Origin of the sequence: Mycolicibacterium sarraceniae, assembly GCF_010731875.1 — a bacterium.
GTDB lineage: Bacteria > Actinomycetota > Actinomycetes > Mycobacteriales > Mycobacteriaceae > Mycobacterium > Mycobacterium sarraceniae.
Genome location: NZ_AP022595.1, coordinates 4,130,804 through 4,146,087, shown reverse-complemented (window position 1 = coordinate 4,146,087; position 15,284 = coordinate 4,130,804). Strand labels below are relative to the sequence as shown.

Here is a 15,284-nt window from a genome sequence, read left to right as displayed (position 1 = left end):
GTGACTTAGCCGGCGCCCTGCATCAGCGTCAGTGCCGACTGCTTGGTCAGCTGCCATCCGGTGGGACTGGGTCCCTGGACGAACTCGATGCTTTGGGTCGCGGTTTGGCCGTTGGGCGCCGTCGCGGTGACGTTGGCCGTCGCGGTCGGGCCTTCCTCGTCGATGTCAGCGACGTTGAAGTTCAGCGGGAACAGGCCCTTGGCCGAGGCGTTGTTAAATGCCCGGTCGGCGGCGATGCCCTCGAATCGGCCCAGCCCGAACTGGATGTAAGACGCCTTGTTGCCGGAGAACGATCCGCCGCCCTGGAGCCCATTGAGGGTGGCGACCAGCTGGTCTTGGAGCTCGGCAGCCGGCGCCTGCGGCAATGGTGCACCGAAGACGACGGGCTGCACCGCCGGGGCCGCCGGCGAGCTAAATGCAACCGACGTCACACCGGCAGCGGCGCCACCGACGATCGCGGCGGCGGCAACGCCCGTGGCTAGCAGTTTCAGGGTCACGGCTGTCCTCTCCCTTGGCCCGACTCATTAGAGAGATTAACAGTGTTGCCAGTGTGTCGAAATTCCCCGAACGCACATGATCGAGGTTGGGCCGGTAGCGTTGAGGAATCCGCCGCACCAACTCTCGGTGTGGGAAAGGAGCGCAACATGAGCGAAGCTCAGGATCCCCAACTGTCGAGCGAGGATGCTGCCGAGTTGGAGGAGCTGCGCCGGGAGGCATCAGTCCTTCGCGAGCAGCTGGACAATGCAGTGGGACAGGGCGGCGCTCGCAGCGCTCGTGACGTGCATCAGCTCGAGGCGCGCATCGATTCGCTGGCAGCGCGCAATGCCAAGCTGATGGACACGCTCAAAGAGGCTCGCCAACAGCTGCTCGCGCTCCGTGAGGAGGTCGACCGGCTGGGTCAGCCGCCGAGTGGATACGGCGTTCTGTTGACCGCCCACGAGGATGACACCGTCGATGTCTTCACCTCGGGCCGCAAGATGCGCCTCACCTGCTCGCCCAATATCGACGTCAAGTCGCTGAAACAGGGTCAGACGGTCCGCCTCAACGAGGCCCTGACCGTGGTCGAGGCCGGCAACTACGAGTCCGTCGGCGAGATCAGCACATTGCGCGAGATCCTCGCCGACGGCCACCGCGCGCTGGTGGTCGGGCACGCCGACGAAGAACGCATCGTCTGGCTGGCCGAGCCGCTCGTCGCGATCGAGGACCTGCCCAGCCAGGTGGCCGAGGGGGTCGACGACGATCTGCGTCCCCGCAAGCTGCGTCCGGGCGACTCACTGCTGGTCGACACCAAGGCCGGGTACGCGTTCGAGCGCATTCCGAAGGCCGAGGTCGAGGATCTGGTGCTCGAAGAGGTGCCCGACGTCGCCTACCACGACATCGGTGGCCTGACCCGGCAGATCGAGCAGATCCGGGATGCCGTCGAACTCCCGTTCCTGCACAAGGAGCTCTACCGCGAGTACGCACTGCGGCCGCCGAAGGGCGTGTTGCTCTACGGTCCGCCCGGTTGCGGTAAAACGTTGATTGCCAAGGCCGTTGCCAATTCGCTGGCCAAGAAGATGGCCGAGGTCCGTGGTGATGACGCCCGCGAGGCGAAGTCGTACTTCCTCAACATCAAAGGCCCGGAGCTGCTGAACAAATTCGTCGGCGAGACCGAGCGGCACATCCGGCTGATTTTCCAGCGGGCCCGCGAAAAGGCTTCCGAGGGAACCCCGGTCATCGTGTTCTTTGACGAGATGGACTCCATCTTCCGCACCCGCGGTACCGGCGTCAGCTCGGACGTGGAGACGACGGTAGTGCCCCAGCTGCTCTCCGAGATCGACGGTGTGGAGGGGCTGGAGAACGTCATCGTGATCGGTGCCTCCAACCGCGAGGACATGATCGACCCGGCGATCCTTCGGCCCGGCCGCCTGGACGTCAAGATCAAGATCGAGCGGCCGGATGCCGAAGCGGCACTGGACATTTTCAGCAAGTACCTGACCGTCGATCTGCCGGTGAACGTTGACGATCTGGCCGAATTCGGCGGCGACCGTGGCCTGTGCATCAGGGCGATGATCGAGAAGGTCGTCGACCGGATGTATGCCGAGATCGACGACAACCGATTCCTGGAAGTCACCTACGCCAACGGCGACAAGGAAGTCATGTACTTCAAGGACTTCAACTCGGGCGCGATGATTCAAAACGTCGTGGACCGCGCCAAGAAGTACGCGATCAAGTCGGTCCTGGAGACCGGGCAGAAAGGTCTGCGGATCCAGCACCTCCTCGACTCGATCGTCGACGAGTTCGCCGAGAACGAGGACCTGCCCAACACCACCAATCCTGATGACTGGGCACGGATTTCGGGCAAGAAGGGCGAGCGGATCGTCTACATCCGCACGCTGGTCACCGGCAAGAGCAGCAGCGCCAGCCGGGCAATCGACACCGAGAGCAACCTGGGTCAGTACCTCTAAGGCGGTACTGGCCCCGGGTCGCCTCGAGGTCAGTGTCTGCAGAGGTTGGTGGCGGCTGCGCTGTAGAAGAACGCGGCGTCCTTGGGCTCCACGCCGTCGGCGATATCGCTGCAGATGTGCTGCCCGATGGCGATTGCGGTGGCGGCCGGTCCGGTCCAGCCGTCGTTGGCCAGAACCTTGATGACGGAGTCTGAGTCGGCGGCAGCAGGTGCCGCGAGAGCCATGCCGAGTCCGAAGGTGATGGCAAGAAGTGCCTTACTGCAGCAATAGCGCCGCGCGCGTAAGTTCGTCACAGGCCAATTGTGAATTCAAAATTCGACTGTTCAATTCAGAACTCCCACGAGTAGCTGTTGGCGAAGTTGTCCTGGGTGACGTGGGCATCGCGGGTCGTCGTATCCACGCTCAACCGCTCGGTCAGGATGCGGGTCTCATAGCGCCAGCCGTCCGGCAGGGTTAGCCGGGCCGCCAGGTCCGGCAGACTGGTCAGGCCGAGGCTTACATCCACAGCTTGGCTGTAGGTTTGCATGACCCAGCGCTGCTCCTGCGGATCGATGAGCTCGAAAACCGGCCGCCCGGCGTCGAAGTTGAACACCGTCTTGCGGTCCACCTGATTGACGCTGTACGGCGCGGGGTTCATGGACGACAGCGTGACGGTGGCCTGGTGCATCATCTCGATACCGCCGAACTCCCTCGTGTCCGGCTGGCCCTGGGCATCCTTTTCGATACTGCTCATCAGCCAGTGTCGCGGGCCGTTGAGCAGTGCCGCGATTGCGCCGTGCTCCTTGGCGATCGCCTCCGCGTCGAGCTTGTCCCACAGTTCGGCCGGGCAGTCGTTGAGGGGGAAGCTGCAGTAGACCTGCGCTTGCGGCCCGTCCTCGGTGGCGGTGACCAGCAGCACCTCGCCGTAACGCCGATCGAACACGTCAGTGCGCTCGGTCATCGTGCGCCTCCCTCTCCAGATACGCGTCGCGCCCGGCTGAGCTTACCGCGACGTCGGCGATCAACGGGTCGAAGAATCGTTGCCGGTACAGCGGGTCGACGCTGGTGCTGACGGTGAAGTACTGCCCGGACAAGACCGCCACGAACAGTGATGCGTGGACCACGGTCTGGGGGATTGGAACGTGGATGCTGAACCACGTTCCGGCACAGGGCGGTTCATCGACCGGGCAGGACTGCTCGGATGACCACAGCACGGTCACGTCATCGGGAATGGCGATAGTGCCCCCAGTGGGGTATCGGCCAGCAGCATCACGGTGTCGCGTTGGCCGGAGCGGTCCTCGCGCAGCGCCTTCACCTCGTCGCGAATCGTCACCACCATGAACACGATGGCGGTCAGGGACAGGAAACCGATTGTCTGCCAGAGCCGTTCGCGCGTCGTCCGCGCCGACAGGGGGAAGCCGATCACGAAACAGCGCCATCACGACCAGTGCCGCGCTGCGCCGCCCTGCCACGGCCATGATCGTCAGTCTCACGACGGTGCCGAGCGAACGATCAGTTTCCGCGAGCGGACCGGCGGGTCAGCACCAGTGGCAGACCACGGCCCGGAAATCATTCGTGGACGGCTCGGGTGCCGGCGGCCGCGTCAGCGCCCCCGCCGTGAGGTGCGGTAGCGGTCCCGCGCCACCAGGGTGAGGCGCAGATCGTCCAGCAGCGGGTCGAGGAATTGCGATCGATATTCCTTATCGGTGACCGCTTTTGCCGCCAGGTACATGAACGTGATGGCCGTCAGCATCATGGTCGTTTGAATCAGCGGGTCGGGAACGGGCAATGTCATGCCGAGGAGGCTGCCGTCGTTGCGGCCGGCATCGCGAGTCCAGGCTGCCAGCAAGGGCGGGCTGACCACAATCAGTCCGAGCACCAGAAAGATCGCGCCGGTGGCCAGCGCCACTGTCAGCACCTGTCCGACTTGCGACGCCGCGACCACGAACACCACATTGGCGCGTTCGGTCCGCGACAACGGGTCGGCACCGGGTTCGTCGGCGATGCCCGCGAACGGTGTCGCGGCCAGGCGATCCTGGTCGTCGAGTGCCGGTTCCGGTGCCTCGAGGATCGGGCGGACCCGCTCCATGGTGCTGGAGATGAGGAACGCCGACGCGATCAGGAACAGGAAGCCGATGGCTAGCCACAGTCGCTCGCGACTGATGATCGCCGCCATCATCCAGACGTAGGTGTTGAAGAACACCAGGAAGGTGAGCAGCACCACCGGCAACGCCCGGACGAACATGCCGCTGGCCAGCGCGAGGTTCGACATCGTGTCGCGGGCGGCCCAGCCCAGAATCGAGCCGACGCCCGAGGCGGTGGTCACCAGGATGACGCCGATGGCGATGGCCGACACGACCAGATTCACGAACTCCCGCGGACTAGGACCGCCGAAAATGCAGCCGAGCACGATCACCACCAGGCACACGTTGGCGGCCACCACCCGCTTGAGTGAGTGCTCGATCCGCGACACCAGCCAGCCGGCCAGACCCGCCACCGGCAGCACCAGCACCACCAGCGCCAGGAGGAAACCCTCGGTGACCGTCGGATGGCCGTCAATGTCGATGGTGTGTTTGCCTGATACCGCCACCACCAGAATGGAGTTGGCGGCCACGACCGCCAAACCGGCCAGCGCCGGCGCCGAGCGCCCCCACACCCGCCGTATCAGGGCACCGCGGCGTACCACTGCTGGAAGTCCGCGAACCAGAAACCACCGCTCTTCGGCGTGACGATCGGGTGATGTCATCGTTGCGTGGCTCCGCTGTGGAGACTCTTTCTACGGACGCGGTGGGGTGAGCTAACCCTAGCGGGAACTCGCCCTGTGCACGCGTGAGGCGCGCGAGGCGGCCGAGCTCAGGCCCCGTAGGCTTGCGCCCATGCAAAGGATCATCGGAACCGAGGTCGAATACGGCATCTCCTCGCCGTCGGATCCGACCGCCAATCCGATCCTGACCTCGACGCAGGCGGTGCTGGCATACGCCGCGGCCGCAGGAATTCAGCGAGCCAAGCGCACCCGGTGGGATTACGAGGTGGAGTCGCCGCTGCGCGACGCGCGGGGATTCGACCTCAGCCGGGCCTCGGGGCCTCCGCCGGTGGTCGACGCCGACGAGGTCGGCGCCGCCAACATGATCCTGACCAACGGCGCCCGCCTCTACGTCGACCACGCGCACCCGGAGTATTCGGCTCCCGAGGTCACCGATCCGCTGGACGCGGTGATCTGGGACAAGGCCGGTGAGCGGGTGATGGAGGCCGCGGCCCGTCATGTGGCCAGTGTGCCCGGTGCCGCCAAGCTGCAGCTGTACAAGAACAACGTCGACGGTAAGGGCGCGTCCTACGGGTCGCACGAGAACTACCTGATGAGCCGGCAGACACCGTTCTCGGCGGTGATTTCCGGCCTGACCCCGTTCATGGTGTCCCGGCAGGTGGTGACCGGTTCCGGTCGTGTCGGGATCGGTCCGTCCGGTGACGAACCGGGCTTCCAGCTGTCCCAGCGCGCCGACTACATCGAGGTCGAGGTCGGCCTGGAGACCACTCTCAAGCGGGGCATCATCAACACCCGCGACGAGCCGCACGCCGATGCCGACAAGTACCGCCGGCTGCACGTCATCATCGGCGACGCGAACCTCGCCGAGACCTCGACGTATCTCAAGGTGGGGACCACGTCGCTGGTGCTCGATCTGATCGAGGAGGGGCACCAGTACGGCCTCGACCTCTCGGATCTGGCGCTGGCCCGGCCGGTGCACGCGGTGCACGTGGTCAGCCGGGACCCCTCGCTGCGGGCCACGGTCGCGCTGGCCGACGGCCGCGAGATGACCGCCCTGGCGATGCAGCGCATCTACCTGGACCGAGTGGCCAAACTGGTCGACGCCCGAGACCCCGATCCGAGTGCCTCTCTGGTCGTCGAAACCTGGGCGCACGTACTTGACCTGCTGGAACGCGATCCGATGAAGTGTGCGGAGCTGCTGGACTGGCCGGCCAAGCTGCGCCTTCTGGAAGGCTTCCGGCAGCGCGAAAACCTCGGCTGGTCGGCACCGCGACTGCACCTGGTCGACTTGCAGTACTCCGATGTCCGGCTCGACAAGGGTCTCTACAACCGGCTGGTGGCCCGCGGATCGATGAAACGTCTTGTCACCGAGCAACAGGTGATCGACGCGGTCGACAACCCGCCGACCGACACCCGGGCGTACTTCCGCGGCGAATGCCTGCGTCGGTTCGGTGCCGATATCGCGGCGGCGAGCTGGGACTCGGTGATCTTCGATCTCGGCGGCGATTCACTCGTCCGGATTCCCACTCTCGAACCACTGCGCGGCAGCAAGGCCCACGTCGGTGCCCTACTCGATTCGGTCGACAGCGCAGCGCAACTCGTGGAACAACTCACGACCTGAGGTTCGTTAGAGGGAGCAATACCAGTCTCGACCGGTAGTGTGAAAGCACCGGCGGCCCGGCCGAATGGCACGACATAGTCGCCGATAACGAGCAGGAGGCAGCGATGGCTCAAGAGCAGACCAAGCGCGGTGGCGGTGGCGGCGAGGACGACGACCTCTCTGGCAACGGTGCCGCCGGCCAGGAGCGTCGCGACAAGCTCGCCGAGGAGACCGACGATCTGCTGGATGAGATCGATGACGTCCTGGAGGAGAACGCCGAGGACTTCGTGCGGGCATACGTCCAAAAGGGCGGACAGTGACCTGGCCTTTGTCTGATCGCCTGGCCACTAGTTCACCCCTCACCGATCTTTCTTCGTTTTCTGATTTCCTAAGGCGAGAAGCCCCGCAGCTGCTGCCGACCAGCACCGGAGCAAGCGGTGTGTTGCCGGGTGACGCGCTCCCGCACGGCACCACGATCGTTGCGCTGAAATATCCGGGTGGGGTCCTGATCGCCGGCGACCGCCGTTCGACACAGGGCAATATGATCGCCGGCCGCGATGTGCAGAAGGTGTACATCACCGACGACTACACGGCCACCGGTATTGCCGGCACTGCTGCGATCGCCGTCGAGTTCGCCCGGCTCTACGCGGTGGAGCTCGAGCATTACGAAAAGGTCGAGGGCGTCCCGTTGACGTTCCGCGGCAAGGTGAACCGGTTGTCGACCATGGTGCGCGGCAATCTCGGTGCGGCACTGCAGGGATTCGTCGCGCTGCCGCTGCTCGTGGGTTACGACCTCGATGAAGCGAATCCGGTGGGCGCGGGACGGATCGTCTCGTTCGACGCGGCCGGTGGCTGGCACATCGAAGAAGAGGGTTACCAGTCGGTGGGCTCCGGATCGTTGTTCGCCAAGTCGTCGATCAAGAAGCTCTATGCCGGTGTCACCGATGCTGATTCGGCGCTGCGGGCGGCTGTCGAGGCGCTCTATGACGCCGCCGACGACGACTCGGCGACCGGCGGGCCGGATCTGGTGCGGGGCATCTTCCCGACCGCCGTGACGATCGAGGCTGACGGCGCCGCGGACGTGCCGGAGCAGCGGATTTCCGCACTGGCGCGTGAAGTGATCGAAAAACGCACCGGGACAAATTCATTCGGGCCCGGCAGCGGCCCCAGCAACGAAGCACCGCGGGTGGACTAAGTGAGCTTCCCATATTTCATTTCGCCTGAGCAGGCGATGCGTGAGCGTTCCGAGCTCGCGCGCAAGGGTATTGCCCGGGGTCGCAGCGTGGTCGTGCTCGCCTACGACTCGGGCGTGCTGTTCGTCGCGGAGAACCCGTCTCGGTCACTGCAGAAGGTCAGCGAGCTCTACGACCGGGTGGGTTTCGCCGCGGTCGGCAGGTTCAATGAATTCGACAACCTGCGCCGGGGCGGTATTCAGTTCGCCGATACCCGCGGCTACGCCTATGACCGTCGGGATGTGACGGGCCGGCAGCTGGCCAACGTCTACGCGCAGACGCTCGGGGGGATCTTCACCGAACAGGCCAAGCCCTACGAGGTGGAGCTGTGCGTGGCCGAGGTGGCCCACTACGGCGAGACGAAACCTCCTGAGCTGTACCGCATCACCTATGACGGCTCGATCGCCGACGAACCTCATTTCGTCGTGATGGGCGGCACCACCGAGCCGATCATCACCGCGTTGAAGGACTCCTACTCCGAGAACGCCCCACTCGAGGACGCCGTCCGGATCGCCGTCGAGGCGCTGCGGGCGGGTATCAACGGTGCGGGCAGTGCCGGTAGCAGCAGCAGTGCCACACCGCCCGCCGAACCGCGGGTGCTCGGCCCTGCCACACTCGAAGTCGCCATCCTGGACGCCAAGCGGCCGAGGCGGGCATTCCGCCGCATCACTGGCCCGGCGCTGGACGTGCTGCTGCCCAAGGCAGACGCGGTGGCCGCCGATGAGCCCGCTGCGGGGGACGACTCCTGACCCAACTCGTCATCGGCGCAAGCGGGTTCCTCGGCCGCTGCTCCGGACGAACGTGGAGGGCCTGCGTCAAGCCGGTCACCGAGGCCGCGTCCGAGCGTGGCCGGGCTGGCAGCCCGAGCCTGTCGAGGCGTCGATTCACCGAGCGGCAATGTTTCTCGCTGAGCATGGGTAAGCGACTGCGATTGGCCGCGGTGCTGGCGATGGTGATGGTGTTGGCCGGCTGCGGAAGTTACATCCGATGATTCTCAGTCGTCTGCCACCCCGTCGGTCGCCGAGGCCGTACCGCCGGCTAACGACTCATCCGCCGACGAGGCGGACCCCACCCAGGATCCGATCGACGCGCCGGTGCCTGACATCGATGAATCAGCCTATGTCAGAGGCGGATTCGCTGCCGACGGCGCCGGGGGACTCGGCACCATCGGCTACGGCTGGGCCGACGACTCCGGCGCAGCCATTGGTCACCTGACCGTCGACCATCTCGTGCGCGACACCAGCACCCCGGATGCGGTGGAAAGCGACCATGTGGACATCGTCGCGACCGACAACTTCCCGATGCCAACCAACCCGCAGGTTCCGGTCCTGAAAACCACCGGCAATGTCGACGTCGCGATCATCGGCCCCGTCGACGACAATCTGGCACCTGTCGTCGAGCTGTCGGACGGGACCCGCCTGATCGCCACCGACTACTCCGAGGCGGGCGACATCACGGTGGGCCAACGTGTTTGCCACAGTGGACAGAACGAGCGCACGGCGACCTTGGGCGAAGTCTGCGGGCAGGTCGTGACCGTTGGCGCGACCTCAAACTGCAAACCCAACAGCGGTTCCAGCACCTGTGTGGTGTCCGTCCGCACCGACCGGGCGGATAGACCGGCATCGGATCCTTCGAACCGACCTATGCGGCGATGGAAGCCTTTGGTGGCCATCCCTTTACGACCCGGGATCTGCCCCGCTAGCCCATCACCCGGATGTGCTCGCGGTCTCCTCGGATGACCGCAAGGATGTTGTGCCAGGCGTCAGACGGCTCGTTCATGACGTCGCTGTGCGCCCTCGGCCCGGCCATCGGCGCGCCCGTGAGGCGGCGCCCGGTTTGCAGCTGGATCACGCCAGGCATCTCGTCCGGGTCGGCACCGTGCGGCCCGAACGGGATGCCCTGGACTAGGGCGATCGGATCGCCGGGCGCCGTCATCGAGAACCTCACCACCCCGGGGTTGCGGTCATGCCAATCCGACGGATCATGCACGCCCACACCGGCTCCTGCGGCTTCGACGTACACCACTCGATCGGCGGTCAGGCCGAGGCGTTCCGCGGTGCCCAGGATGGACCCGCCGTAGGAGTGACCCAGATAGGTCACCGGCAGTGCCCCGGCCTGTCGTTCGACGTCCTCGCTGAACGCCACCAGTCGCGGGGCCATCTGCAGGGCATAGCGGGGGTCGGCCGCGTCGACGACACCGGCGAGCAGCGGACCGGTGGGGAAGTGGCCGCCGAGATAGCTGATCATGGCCACGTCGCCGCCGGAGCCGGCGACAAAGCGCCGGGCGGTCGCTACGTCGTCGGCCGAGCCGTCGAAGGTGGTATTCAGTCCCGGGACGATCACCGCAACCGCGCGCGCCCGGTCGAGGTCCCCGGACAACTCGATCAGTGATTCCCGCCCGGGGTCGAATGACAAGATCTGTCGCGGTACCCAGCGATCGCGATCGACTGGATCGGGGACGTCGGCCAGCAGCGTCTCGTAATACTCGATGAGCCGCCGCGCGCCGCGGTCATAGGCGGCGACGGTTGCGGCTCGCAGTGCGGGGTCGACATGCAGTGTCACCCAGAGCCGTTCGGCGTCAGCCGGATACAGTGTGCGGGCCATGGCAGCGCGCAGTTTGACCTCCTCGGGCACGTCGATCTTCCGGTGTTCGTCGAGGATCGCGTCGGCGATATTGATCCGGTTGGCCGCGACCCGCATCTGCCAGGGCACTCCATCGGTGTTGCCGACCTCGTCGGGCCATTGTTCGATCAGATGCCGCCGTTGCGACTCCGACATGGCGGCGATTTGGCCGGCGATGCTGTCCTGGCTCATCTTCGGCCAGCCAGCGACCGGATCGGCGGCCGCGGCAGCCGGCCGGACAGCCGCGGGCGCGGCGGATGCGGCATTGAACGCTGTGTCGATCGCCCGCGCAGCGTCGGCGTCGGCGGCGCCGAGCGCGCTCAACGCCCCCTGCAGTGCGCGTGTCAGCTCGGCTGCGCGTTGATCGAGCAGCGCGCGGGCCACCGAATCCGATCCGCCGCTGACGATCACCAATGCTGCCGACGGCTCCGCCGGTGGCGCCACCGTAGCGTCGTCGGCGACCCGGCACCCTGCCGAACGTGCGTCCGACACCACCGCCAGCACCCGGTCCCGAGCGTGACCGATGACACCGGCGGCGTCGCGGGCTTCGGCGGCGGCCAGAATCAACGCCTGGCACATCCGGCGTAACCCCGCCGCGGTCGGGCCGATGGCATGCCGTGCCGCATCGGCGGCAGACCCGGTGAACACGCCCGAACTGCCGGCCATTGCGTCGTCGACGGTATCGGCCTGCGCCTGCAGCCGGGCTGCGGCGCCATCCCATGCGTCGGCCAGCTCGGTCAGCGCTTCCGGTCGCCAGGTGAGCACCTCAGCGAGGCCCGGCTCGGTCATCGCGGCGGAAATCGCTCGGTGCCGGAACTGTCAGCGTCAGCCAGTTCATCGACCGATCGGCGGGCCGAGCAAACCCAATCCTGTACGGCCGCGCCGAGTCGACGCACTTCGGTGGCGACACGCAGGGGTGCGTCCAAATCACCCAGCGCAGAGCCGGGTAACGCCTCCAGGCTGGCGATCGGGAGCACCGCGAGTTCGTCAGCGGTGCGGGTCAACCGCTCCATAAGGGCCTTCAGCGTGGCGGTATCGACGGCGACCGGCTCGGGCACGGCTCATGCTGGCATTCCCAGCGATCCCGTGTTTTCGGCAATCCACAGGCATGCGAGAACGCGTTTCGCGCGCCGCTTGGCCACCACTGGCGCAAACGAACCAGTAGGCTCGGTGTCGTGCAGCGGAGAATCATGGGCATCGAAACCGAATTCGGTGTCACCTGCACGTTCCACGGCCATCGCCGGCTCAGCCCGGATGAGGTCGCCCGGTATCTGTTCCGCCGGGTGGTGTCGTGGGGCCGCAGCTCGAACGTGTTCCTGCGCAACGGCGCGCGCTTGTACCTCGACGTGGGTAGCCACCCGGAGTACGCCACCGCCGAGTGCGACAACCTGGTGCAGCTGGTCACGCATGACCGCGCCGGTGAACGGGTGCTGGAGGATCTGCTCATCGATGCCGAGCAGCGCCTTGCCGACGAGGGCATCGGCGGTGATATCTACCTGTTCAAGAACAACACCGATTCCGCCGGAAACTCCTACGGCTGCCACGAGAACTATCTGATCGTGCGCGCGGGGGAGTTCTCCCGGATTTCCGACGTGTTGTTGCCGTTCCTGGTCACCCGCCAACTGATCTGCGGTGCCGGCAAGGTGTTGCAGACACCGAAAGCCGCCACGTTCTGCCTCTCGCAGCGCGCCGAGCACATCTGGGAAGGCGTGTCCAGCGCGACCACCCGGTCCCGACCGATCATCAACACCCGCGACGAGCCGCACGCCGACGCCGAGAAGTACCGCCGGCTACACGTGATCGTCGGCGACTCCAACATGTGCGAGTCCACGACGATGCTCAAGGTCGGCACAGCCTCGCTGGTGCTGGAGATGATCGAGGCCGGGGTGTCGTTCCGCGATTTCTCCCTGGACAACCCGATCCGCGCCATCCGCGAGGTCAGCCACGACCTGACCGGCCGCAGGCCGGTCCGCCTGGCAGGCGGACGGCAGGCCAGCGCCCTGGATATCCAGCGCGAGTACTACGCCCGCGCGGTGGAGTACTTGCAGACCCGAGAACCCAACACCCAGATCGACCAGGTCGTCGACCTGTGGGGCCGCCAGCTCGACGCGGTCGAGAGCCAGGACTTCGCGAAGGTGGACACCGAGATCGACTGGGTGATCAAGCGCAAGCTGTTCCAGCGCTACCAGGACCGCTACAGCATGGAGCTGTCCGACCCCAAGATCAGCCAGCTCGACCTGGCCTACCACGACATCAAGCGCGGTCGCGGCGTGTTCGACCTGCTGCAGCGCAAGGGACTGGCGAGCCGGATCACCACCGATGAGGAGATCGAGGCGGCGGTCGACATCCCGCCGCAGACCACCAGGGCCAAGCTGCGCGGCGAGTTCATCAGCGCCGCCCAGGAGGCCGGCCGCGATTTCACCGTGGACTGGGTGCATCTCAAGCTCAACGACCAGGCCCAGCGCACGGTGCTGTGCAAGGACCCCTTCCGTTCGGTGGACGAGCGGGTCAAACGGCTCATCGCCAGCATGTGACGAGCGCGCCGCGCGAGCGGTGCGTCCATCCCGGCTAAGGTTTTCCGAGTGGCGACATCCAAGGTAGAGCGGTTGATGAATCTCGTCATCGCGCTGCTGTCCACCCAGGGTTACATCACCGCGGACCGCATCCGTGCCAGCGTGGCCGGTTACGCCGACAGCCCCAGCGATGACGCCTTCTCCCGGATGTTCGAGCGCGATAAGAACGAGCTGCGTGATCTGGGCATTCCGCTAGAGACCGGACGCGTCTCGGCGTTGGACCCCACCGAGGGCTACCGCATCAACCGGGATGTCTACGCGTTACCCGATATCGCGCTGACCGACGAAGAGGCGGGTGCGGTGGCGATCGCCACCCAGCTGTGGGAGTCTCCGGAGCTGATCACCGCGACCCAGGGCGCACTGCTGAAACTGCGAGCCGCAGGTGTCGACGTCGACCCTGAGGCCGGCGTGACGATCGCCACCGCCGCAGGCCCGCCCGGGCTCCGCGGATCGGAGGATGTGCTGGGAAACCTGTTGTCGGCCATCAATTCCGGGCAGCCGGTGCAATTCCGGCACCGCTCATTGCGCACAGATCCCTACACGGTGCGCACCGTGGAGCCGTGGGGCGTGGTCACTACCAGGGGTCGCTGGTATCTGGTCGGCCATGACCGGGACCGCAACGACACCAGAACATTTCGGCTTTCTCGGATCGGTGCCGACATCACAACCGTCGGCGCGCCCGGATCGGTGACCCGACCAGACGGTGTCGACCTGCGTGCGATCGTCGATCGCGTCATCGGCGAGACGCCCAGCGGGGTGCAGGCCTCGGTGTGGGTCGCCGATGGACGGGCAATGTCGTTACGCCGCATCGGAAAATCCGCAGGCGAACGCACCATCGGCGGTCGCGTCGGCGAAGTCATCGAACTCGATATCGGCACGCGCGACCGGTTGGCCCGCGAGATCGCGGGCTACGGCGCCGACGCGCTGGTATTGGAGCCGGCCACCCTGCGCGACGACGTGCTGGCGCGGCTGCGGGCGCAGGCGGCGGGGGCGCAGCCATGACTTCCCAGCGAGAAGCGAAGCGGGATCGCGCATGACCCCAGTTTCGACGCGCCTGGTGCGGCTGCTGAACATGGTGCCCTACCTCAAGGCCAACCCCAGCATCACCTACGCCGAGGCCGCCGCCGATCTCGGCGTGAGCCGCAAACAGCTTCAGCAGGATCTCGATCAGCTGTGGATGTGCGGTCTGCCGGGCTACGGGCCCGGTGACCTGATCGACTTCGAATTCTCCGGTGACACCATCAAAGTGACGTTCTCGGCGGGGATGGACGAACCGCTGCGGCTGACCTCGCCGGAAGCCACCGGACTGCTGGTGGCGCTGCGTGCGCTGATCGACATCCCCGGTGTCGTCGATCCGCAGGCCGCCCTGTCCGCGATCGCCAAGATCGAGTCGGCGGCGGGCACCGTCAGCCACGATCACACCCACGCGGCGGCGGCCGTCGAGGAGCGGGCACCGATCGAAAGCGATACCGCTGCGGCGGTCCGCGCGGCCGTCCGCGATGGCCGGGCACTGTGCATCGAGTACTACTCGGCCTCCCGGGACCAGCTGTCGAGCCGCATTGTCGATCCGATCCGGGTGGTGCTCGTCGGCGACCACAGCTACCTGCACGCCTGGGCACGCGATGCCGACGGGGTGCGGCTGTTCCGGCTCGACCGCATCGTCGAGGCGAGCGTGCTGGACCAGGTCGCCGTGCCGCCGGAGCCGGCCGTGCAAGCCCCGCCCGACACCTCGTTGTTCGACGCTGATCCCGCCCTGCCTGCCGCGACGCTGCTGCTGGCGCCGGCGGCGTCGTGGATGTTCGAGTACTACCCGATGCGGATCCTCGAAGAGCTGCCAGACGGCTATCACAAGGCCGTGATCACCTATGCCTCCGAGGACTGGATGAGCCGGGTACTGCTGGGATTCGGCGCCGACGTCGCGGTGTTGGCGCCCGAATCGTTGGTGGCCCGGGTGCGCCGTGGCGCGGCGGCGGCGCTGGCGGCGTACGCAGACCTGACCGGCTGACCTGCATCCCGGCTCGTCAGGGGGCCGCCTGCGGTAGCATCAAACCAAATTCTGGAGGTGAC

At 66.3% G+C, this 15,284-nt stretch carries 15 protein-coding genes and 1 pseudogene; 9 read left to right on the top strand and 7 right to left on the bottom strand.

Features of this window, described 5'->3' with window-relative positions; translation table 11 throughout:
* Nucleotides 1–5: 5 nt before the first annotated feature.
* Complete coding sequence (locus G6N13_RS20755) at nucleotides 6–497, bottom strand: MTB12 family secreted protein (RefSeq protein ID WP_163699989.1); 492 nt, start codon at nucleotides 495–497, stop codon at nucleotides 6–8.
* Nucleotides 498–644: 147 nt separating this feature from the next.
* On the opposite strand from G6N13_RS20755, the gene arc reads away from it, so the two are divergent.
* Complete coding sequence (gene arc / locus G6N13_RS20750) at nucleotides 645–2,447, top strand: proteasome ATPase (RefSeq protein WP_163699986.1); 1,803 nt, start codon at nucleotides 645–647, stop codon at nucleotides 2,445–2,447.
* A gap of 29 nt (nucleotides 2,448–2,476) precedes the next feature.
* Here the strand turns inward: arc and G6N13_RS20745 are convergent, their stop codons facing one another.
* From G6N13_RS20745 to G6N13_RS20730, 4 genes and pseudogenes are all read right to left on the bottom strand, one after another.
* Complete coding sequence (locus tag G6N13_RS20745) at nucleotides 2,477–2,740, bottom strand: DUF732 domain-containing protein (protein ID WP_163699984.1); 264 nt, start codon at nucleotides 2,738–2,740, stop codon at nucleotides 2,477–2,479.
* A 35-nt stretch (nucleotides 2,741–2,775) separates the two neighbouring features.
* Nucleotides 2,776–3,387 (bottom strand): hypothetical protein, encoded by a 612-nt coding sequence (locus G6N13_RS20740; protein WP_163699982.1) that lies wholly within the window; start codon nucleotides 3,385–3,387, stop codon nucleotides 2,776–2,778.
* A pseudogene (locus tag G6N13_RS20735) lies at nucleotides 3,371–3,837 on the bottom strand (hypothetical protein); the annotation flags it as partial. The pseudogene G6N13_RS20735 and the gene G6N13_RS20740, both read right to left, overlap by 17 nt.
* A 192-nt stretch (nucleotides 3,838–4,029) precedes the next feature.
* Complete coding sequence (locus G6N13_RS20730) at nucleotides 4,030–5,172, bottom strand: hypothetical protein (protein WP_163699980.1); 1,143 nt, start codon at nucleotides 5,170–5,172, stop codon at nucleotides 4,030–4,032.
* Nucleotides 5,173–5,302: 130 nt separating this feature from the next.
* On the opposite strand from G6N13_RS20730, the gene dop reads away from it, so the two are divergent.
* The 5 genes from dop to G6N13_RS20705 all read left to right on the top strand — a co-directional run bounded on the left by dop (nucleotide 5,303) and on the right by G6N13_RS20705 (nucleotide 9,761).
* Nucleotides 5,303–6,811, top strand: coding sequence for a depupylase/deamidase Dop (gene dop, locus G6N13_RS20725; protein WP_163699977.1), 1,509 nt, complete (start codon nucleotides 5,303–5,305; stop codon nucleotides 6,809–6,811).
* A gap of 104 nt (nucleotides 6,812–6,915) precedes the next feature.
* Complete coding sequence (locus tag G6N13_RS20720; RefSeq protein ID WP_005144398.1) at nucleotides 6,916–7,110, top strand: ubiquitin-like protein Pup; 195 nt, start codon at nucleotides 6,916–6,918, stop codon at nucleotides 7,108–7,110.
* Nucleotides 7,107–7,985 (top strand): proteasome subunit beta, encoded by an 879-nt coding sequence (prcB, locus tag G6N13_RS20715; RefSeq protein ID WP_163699975.1) that lies wholly within the window; start codon nucleotides 7,107–7,109, stop codon nucleotides 7,983–7,985. The genes G6N13_RS20720 and prcB overlap by 4 nt, the downstream gene beginning before the upstream one ends.
* On the top strand, nucleotides 7,986–8,771 hold the full coding sequence (gene prcA, locus G6N13_RS20710; protein ID WP_163699973.1) for a proteasome subunit alpha: 786 nt from the start codon (nucleotides 7,986–7,988) through the stop codon (nucleotides 8,769–8,771).
* A 345-nt stretch (nucleotides 8,772–9,116) separates the two neighbouring features.
* A complete protein-coding gene (locus G6N13_RS20705) occupies nucleotides 9,117–9,761 on the top strand; it encodes a chymotrypsin family serine protease (RefSeq protein WP_163699971.1) in 645 nt (214 codons plus the stop codon).
* Here G6N13_RS20705 and G6N13_RS20700 read toward each other — a convergent pair.
* Nucleotides 9,721–11,433: an alpha/beta hydrolase gene (locus tag G6N13_RS20700; RefSeq protein ID WP_163699969.1), complete on the bottom strand. Its 1,713-nt coding sequence runs from the start codon at nucleotides 11,431–11,433 to the stop codon at nucleotides 9,721–9,723. The two genes, G6N13_RS20705 and G6N13_RS20700, sit on opposite strands and share 41 nt — an antisense overlap.
* Nucleotides 11,430–11,702, bottom strand: coding sequence for a DUF7162 family protein (locus G6N13_RS20695; protein ID WP_163699967.1), 273 nt, complete (start codon nucleotides 11,700–11,702; stop codon nucleotides 11,430–11,432). Before G6N13_RS20695 ends, G6N13_RS20700 begins: the two co-directional genes overlap by 4 nt.
* A 117-nt stretch (nucleotides 11,703–11,819) precedes the next feature.
* Between G6N13_RS20695 and pafA the strand changes: the two genes are divergently transcribed.
* From pafA to G6N13_RS20680, 3 genes are read left to right on the top strand one after another with little or no spacing between them, the layout of a single operon-like run.
* Nucleotides 11,820–13,178: a Pup--protein ligase gene (gene pafA / locus G6N13_RS20690; RefSeq protein WP_179965030.1), complete on the top strand. Its 1,359-nt coding sequence runs from the start codon at nucleotides 11,820–11,822 to the stop codon at nucleotides 13,176–13,178.
* A 48-nt stretch (nucleotides 13,179–13,226) separates the two neighbouring features.
* Complete coding sequence (locus tag G6N13_RS20685; RefSeq protein ID WP_163699965.1) at nucleotides 13,227–14,219, top strand: helix-turn-helix transcriptional regulator; 993 nt, start codon at nucleotides 13,227–13,229, stop codon at nucleotides 14,217–14,219.
* A 31-nt stretch (nucleotides 14,220–14,250) separates the two neighbouring features.
* Nucleotides 14,251–15,222 (top strand): helix-turn-helix transcriptional regulator, encoded by a 972-nt coding sequence (locus G6N13_RS20680; RefSeq protein WP_163699962.1) that lies wholly within the window; start codon nucleotides 14,251–14,253, stop codon nucleotides 15,220–15,222.
* Nucleotides 15,223–15,284 lie beyond the last annotated feature (62 nt).

Excerpts from the sequence above, each read along its gene's own strand:
- arc (WP_163699986.1), top strand. The coding sequence starts at position 645 with ATGAGCGAAGCTCAGGATCCCCAACTGTCGAGCGAGGATGCTGCCGAG.
- G6N13_RS20740 (WP_163699982.1), bottom strand. The coding sequence starts at position 3,387 with ATGACCGAGCGCACTGACGTGTTCGATCGGCGTTACGGCGAGGTGCTG.
- G6N13_RS20730 (WP_163699980.1), bottom strand. The coding sequence starts at position 5,172 with ATGACATCACCCGATCGTCACGCCGAAGAGCGGTGGTTTCTGGTTCGC.
- dop (WP_163699977.1), top strand. The coding sequence starts at position 5,303 with ATGCAAAGGATCATCGGAACCGAGGTCGAATACGGCATCTCCTCGCCG.
- G6N13_RS20720 (WP_005144398.1), top strand. The coding sequence starts at position 6,916 with ATGGCTCAAGAGCAGACCAAGCGCGGTGGCGGTGGCGGCGAGGACGAC.
- G6N13_RS20700 (WP_163699969.1), bottom strand. The coding sequence starts at position 11,433 with ATGACCGAGCCGGGCCTCGCTGAGGTGCTCACCTGGCGACCGGAAGCG.
- G6N13_RS20680 (WP_163699962.1), top strand. The coding sequence starts at position 14,251 with ATGACCCCAGTTTCGACGCGCCTGGTGCGGCTGCTGAACATGGTGCCC.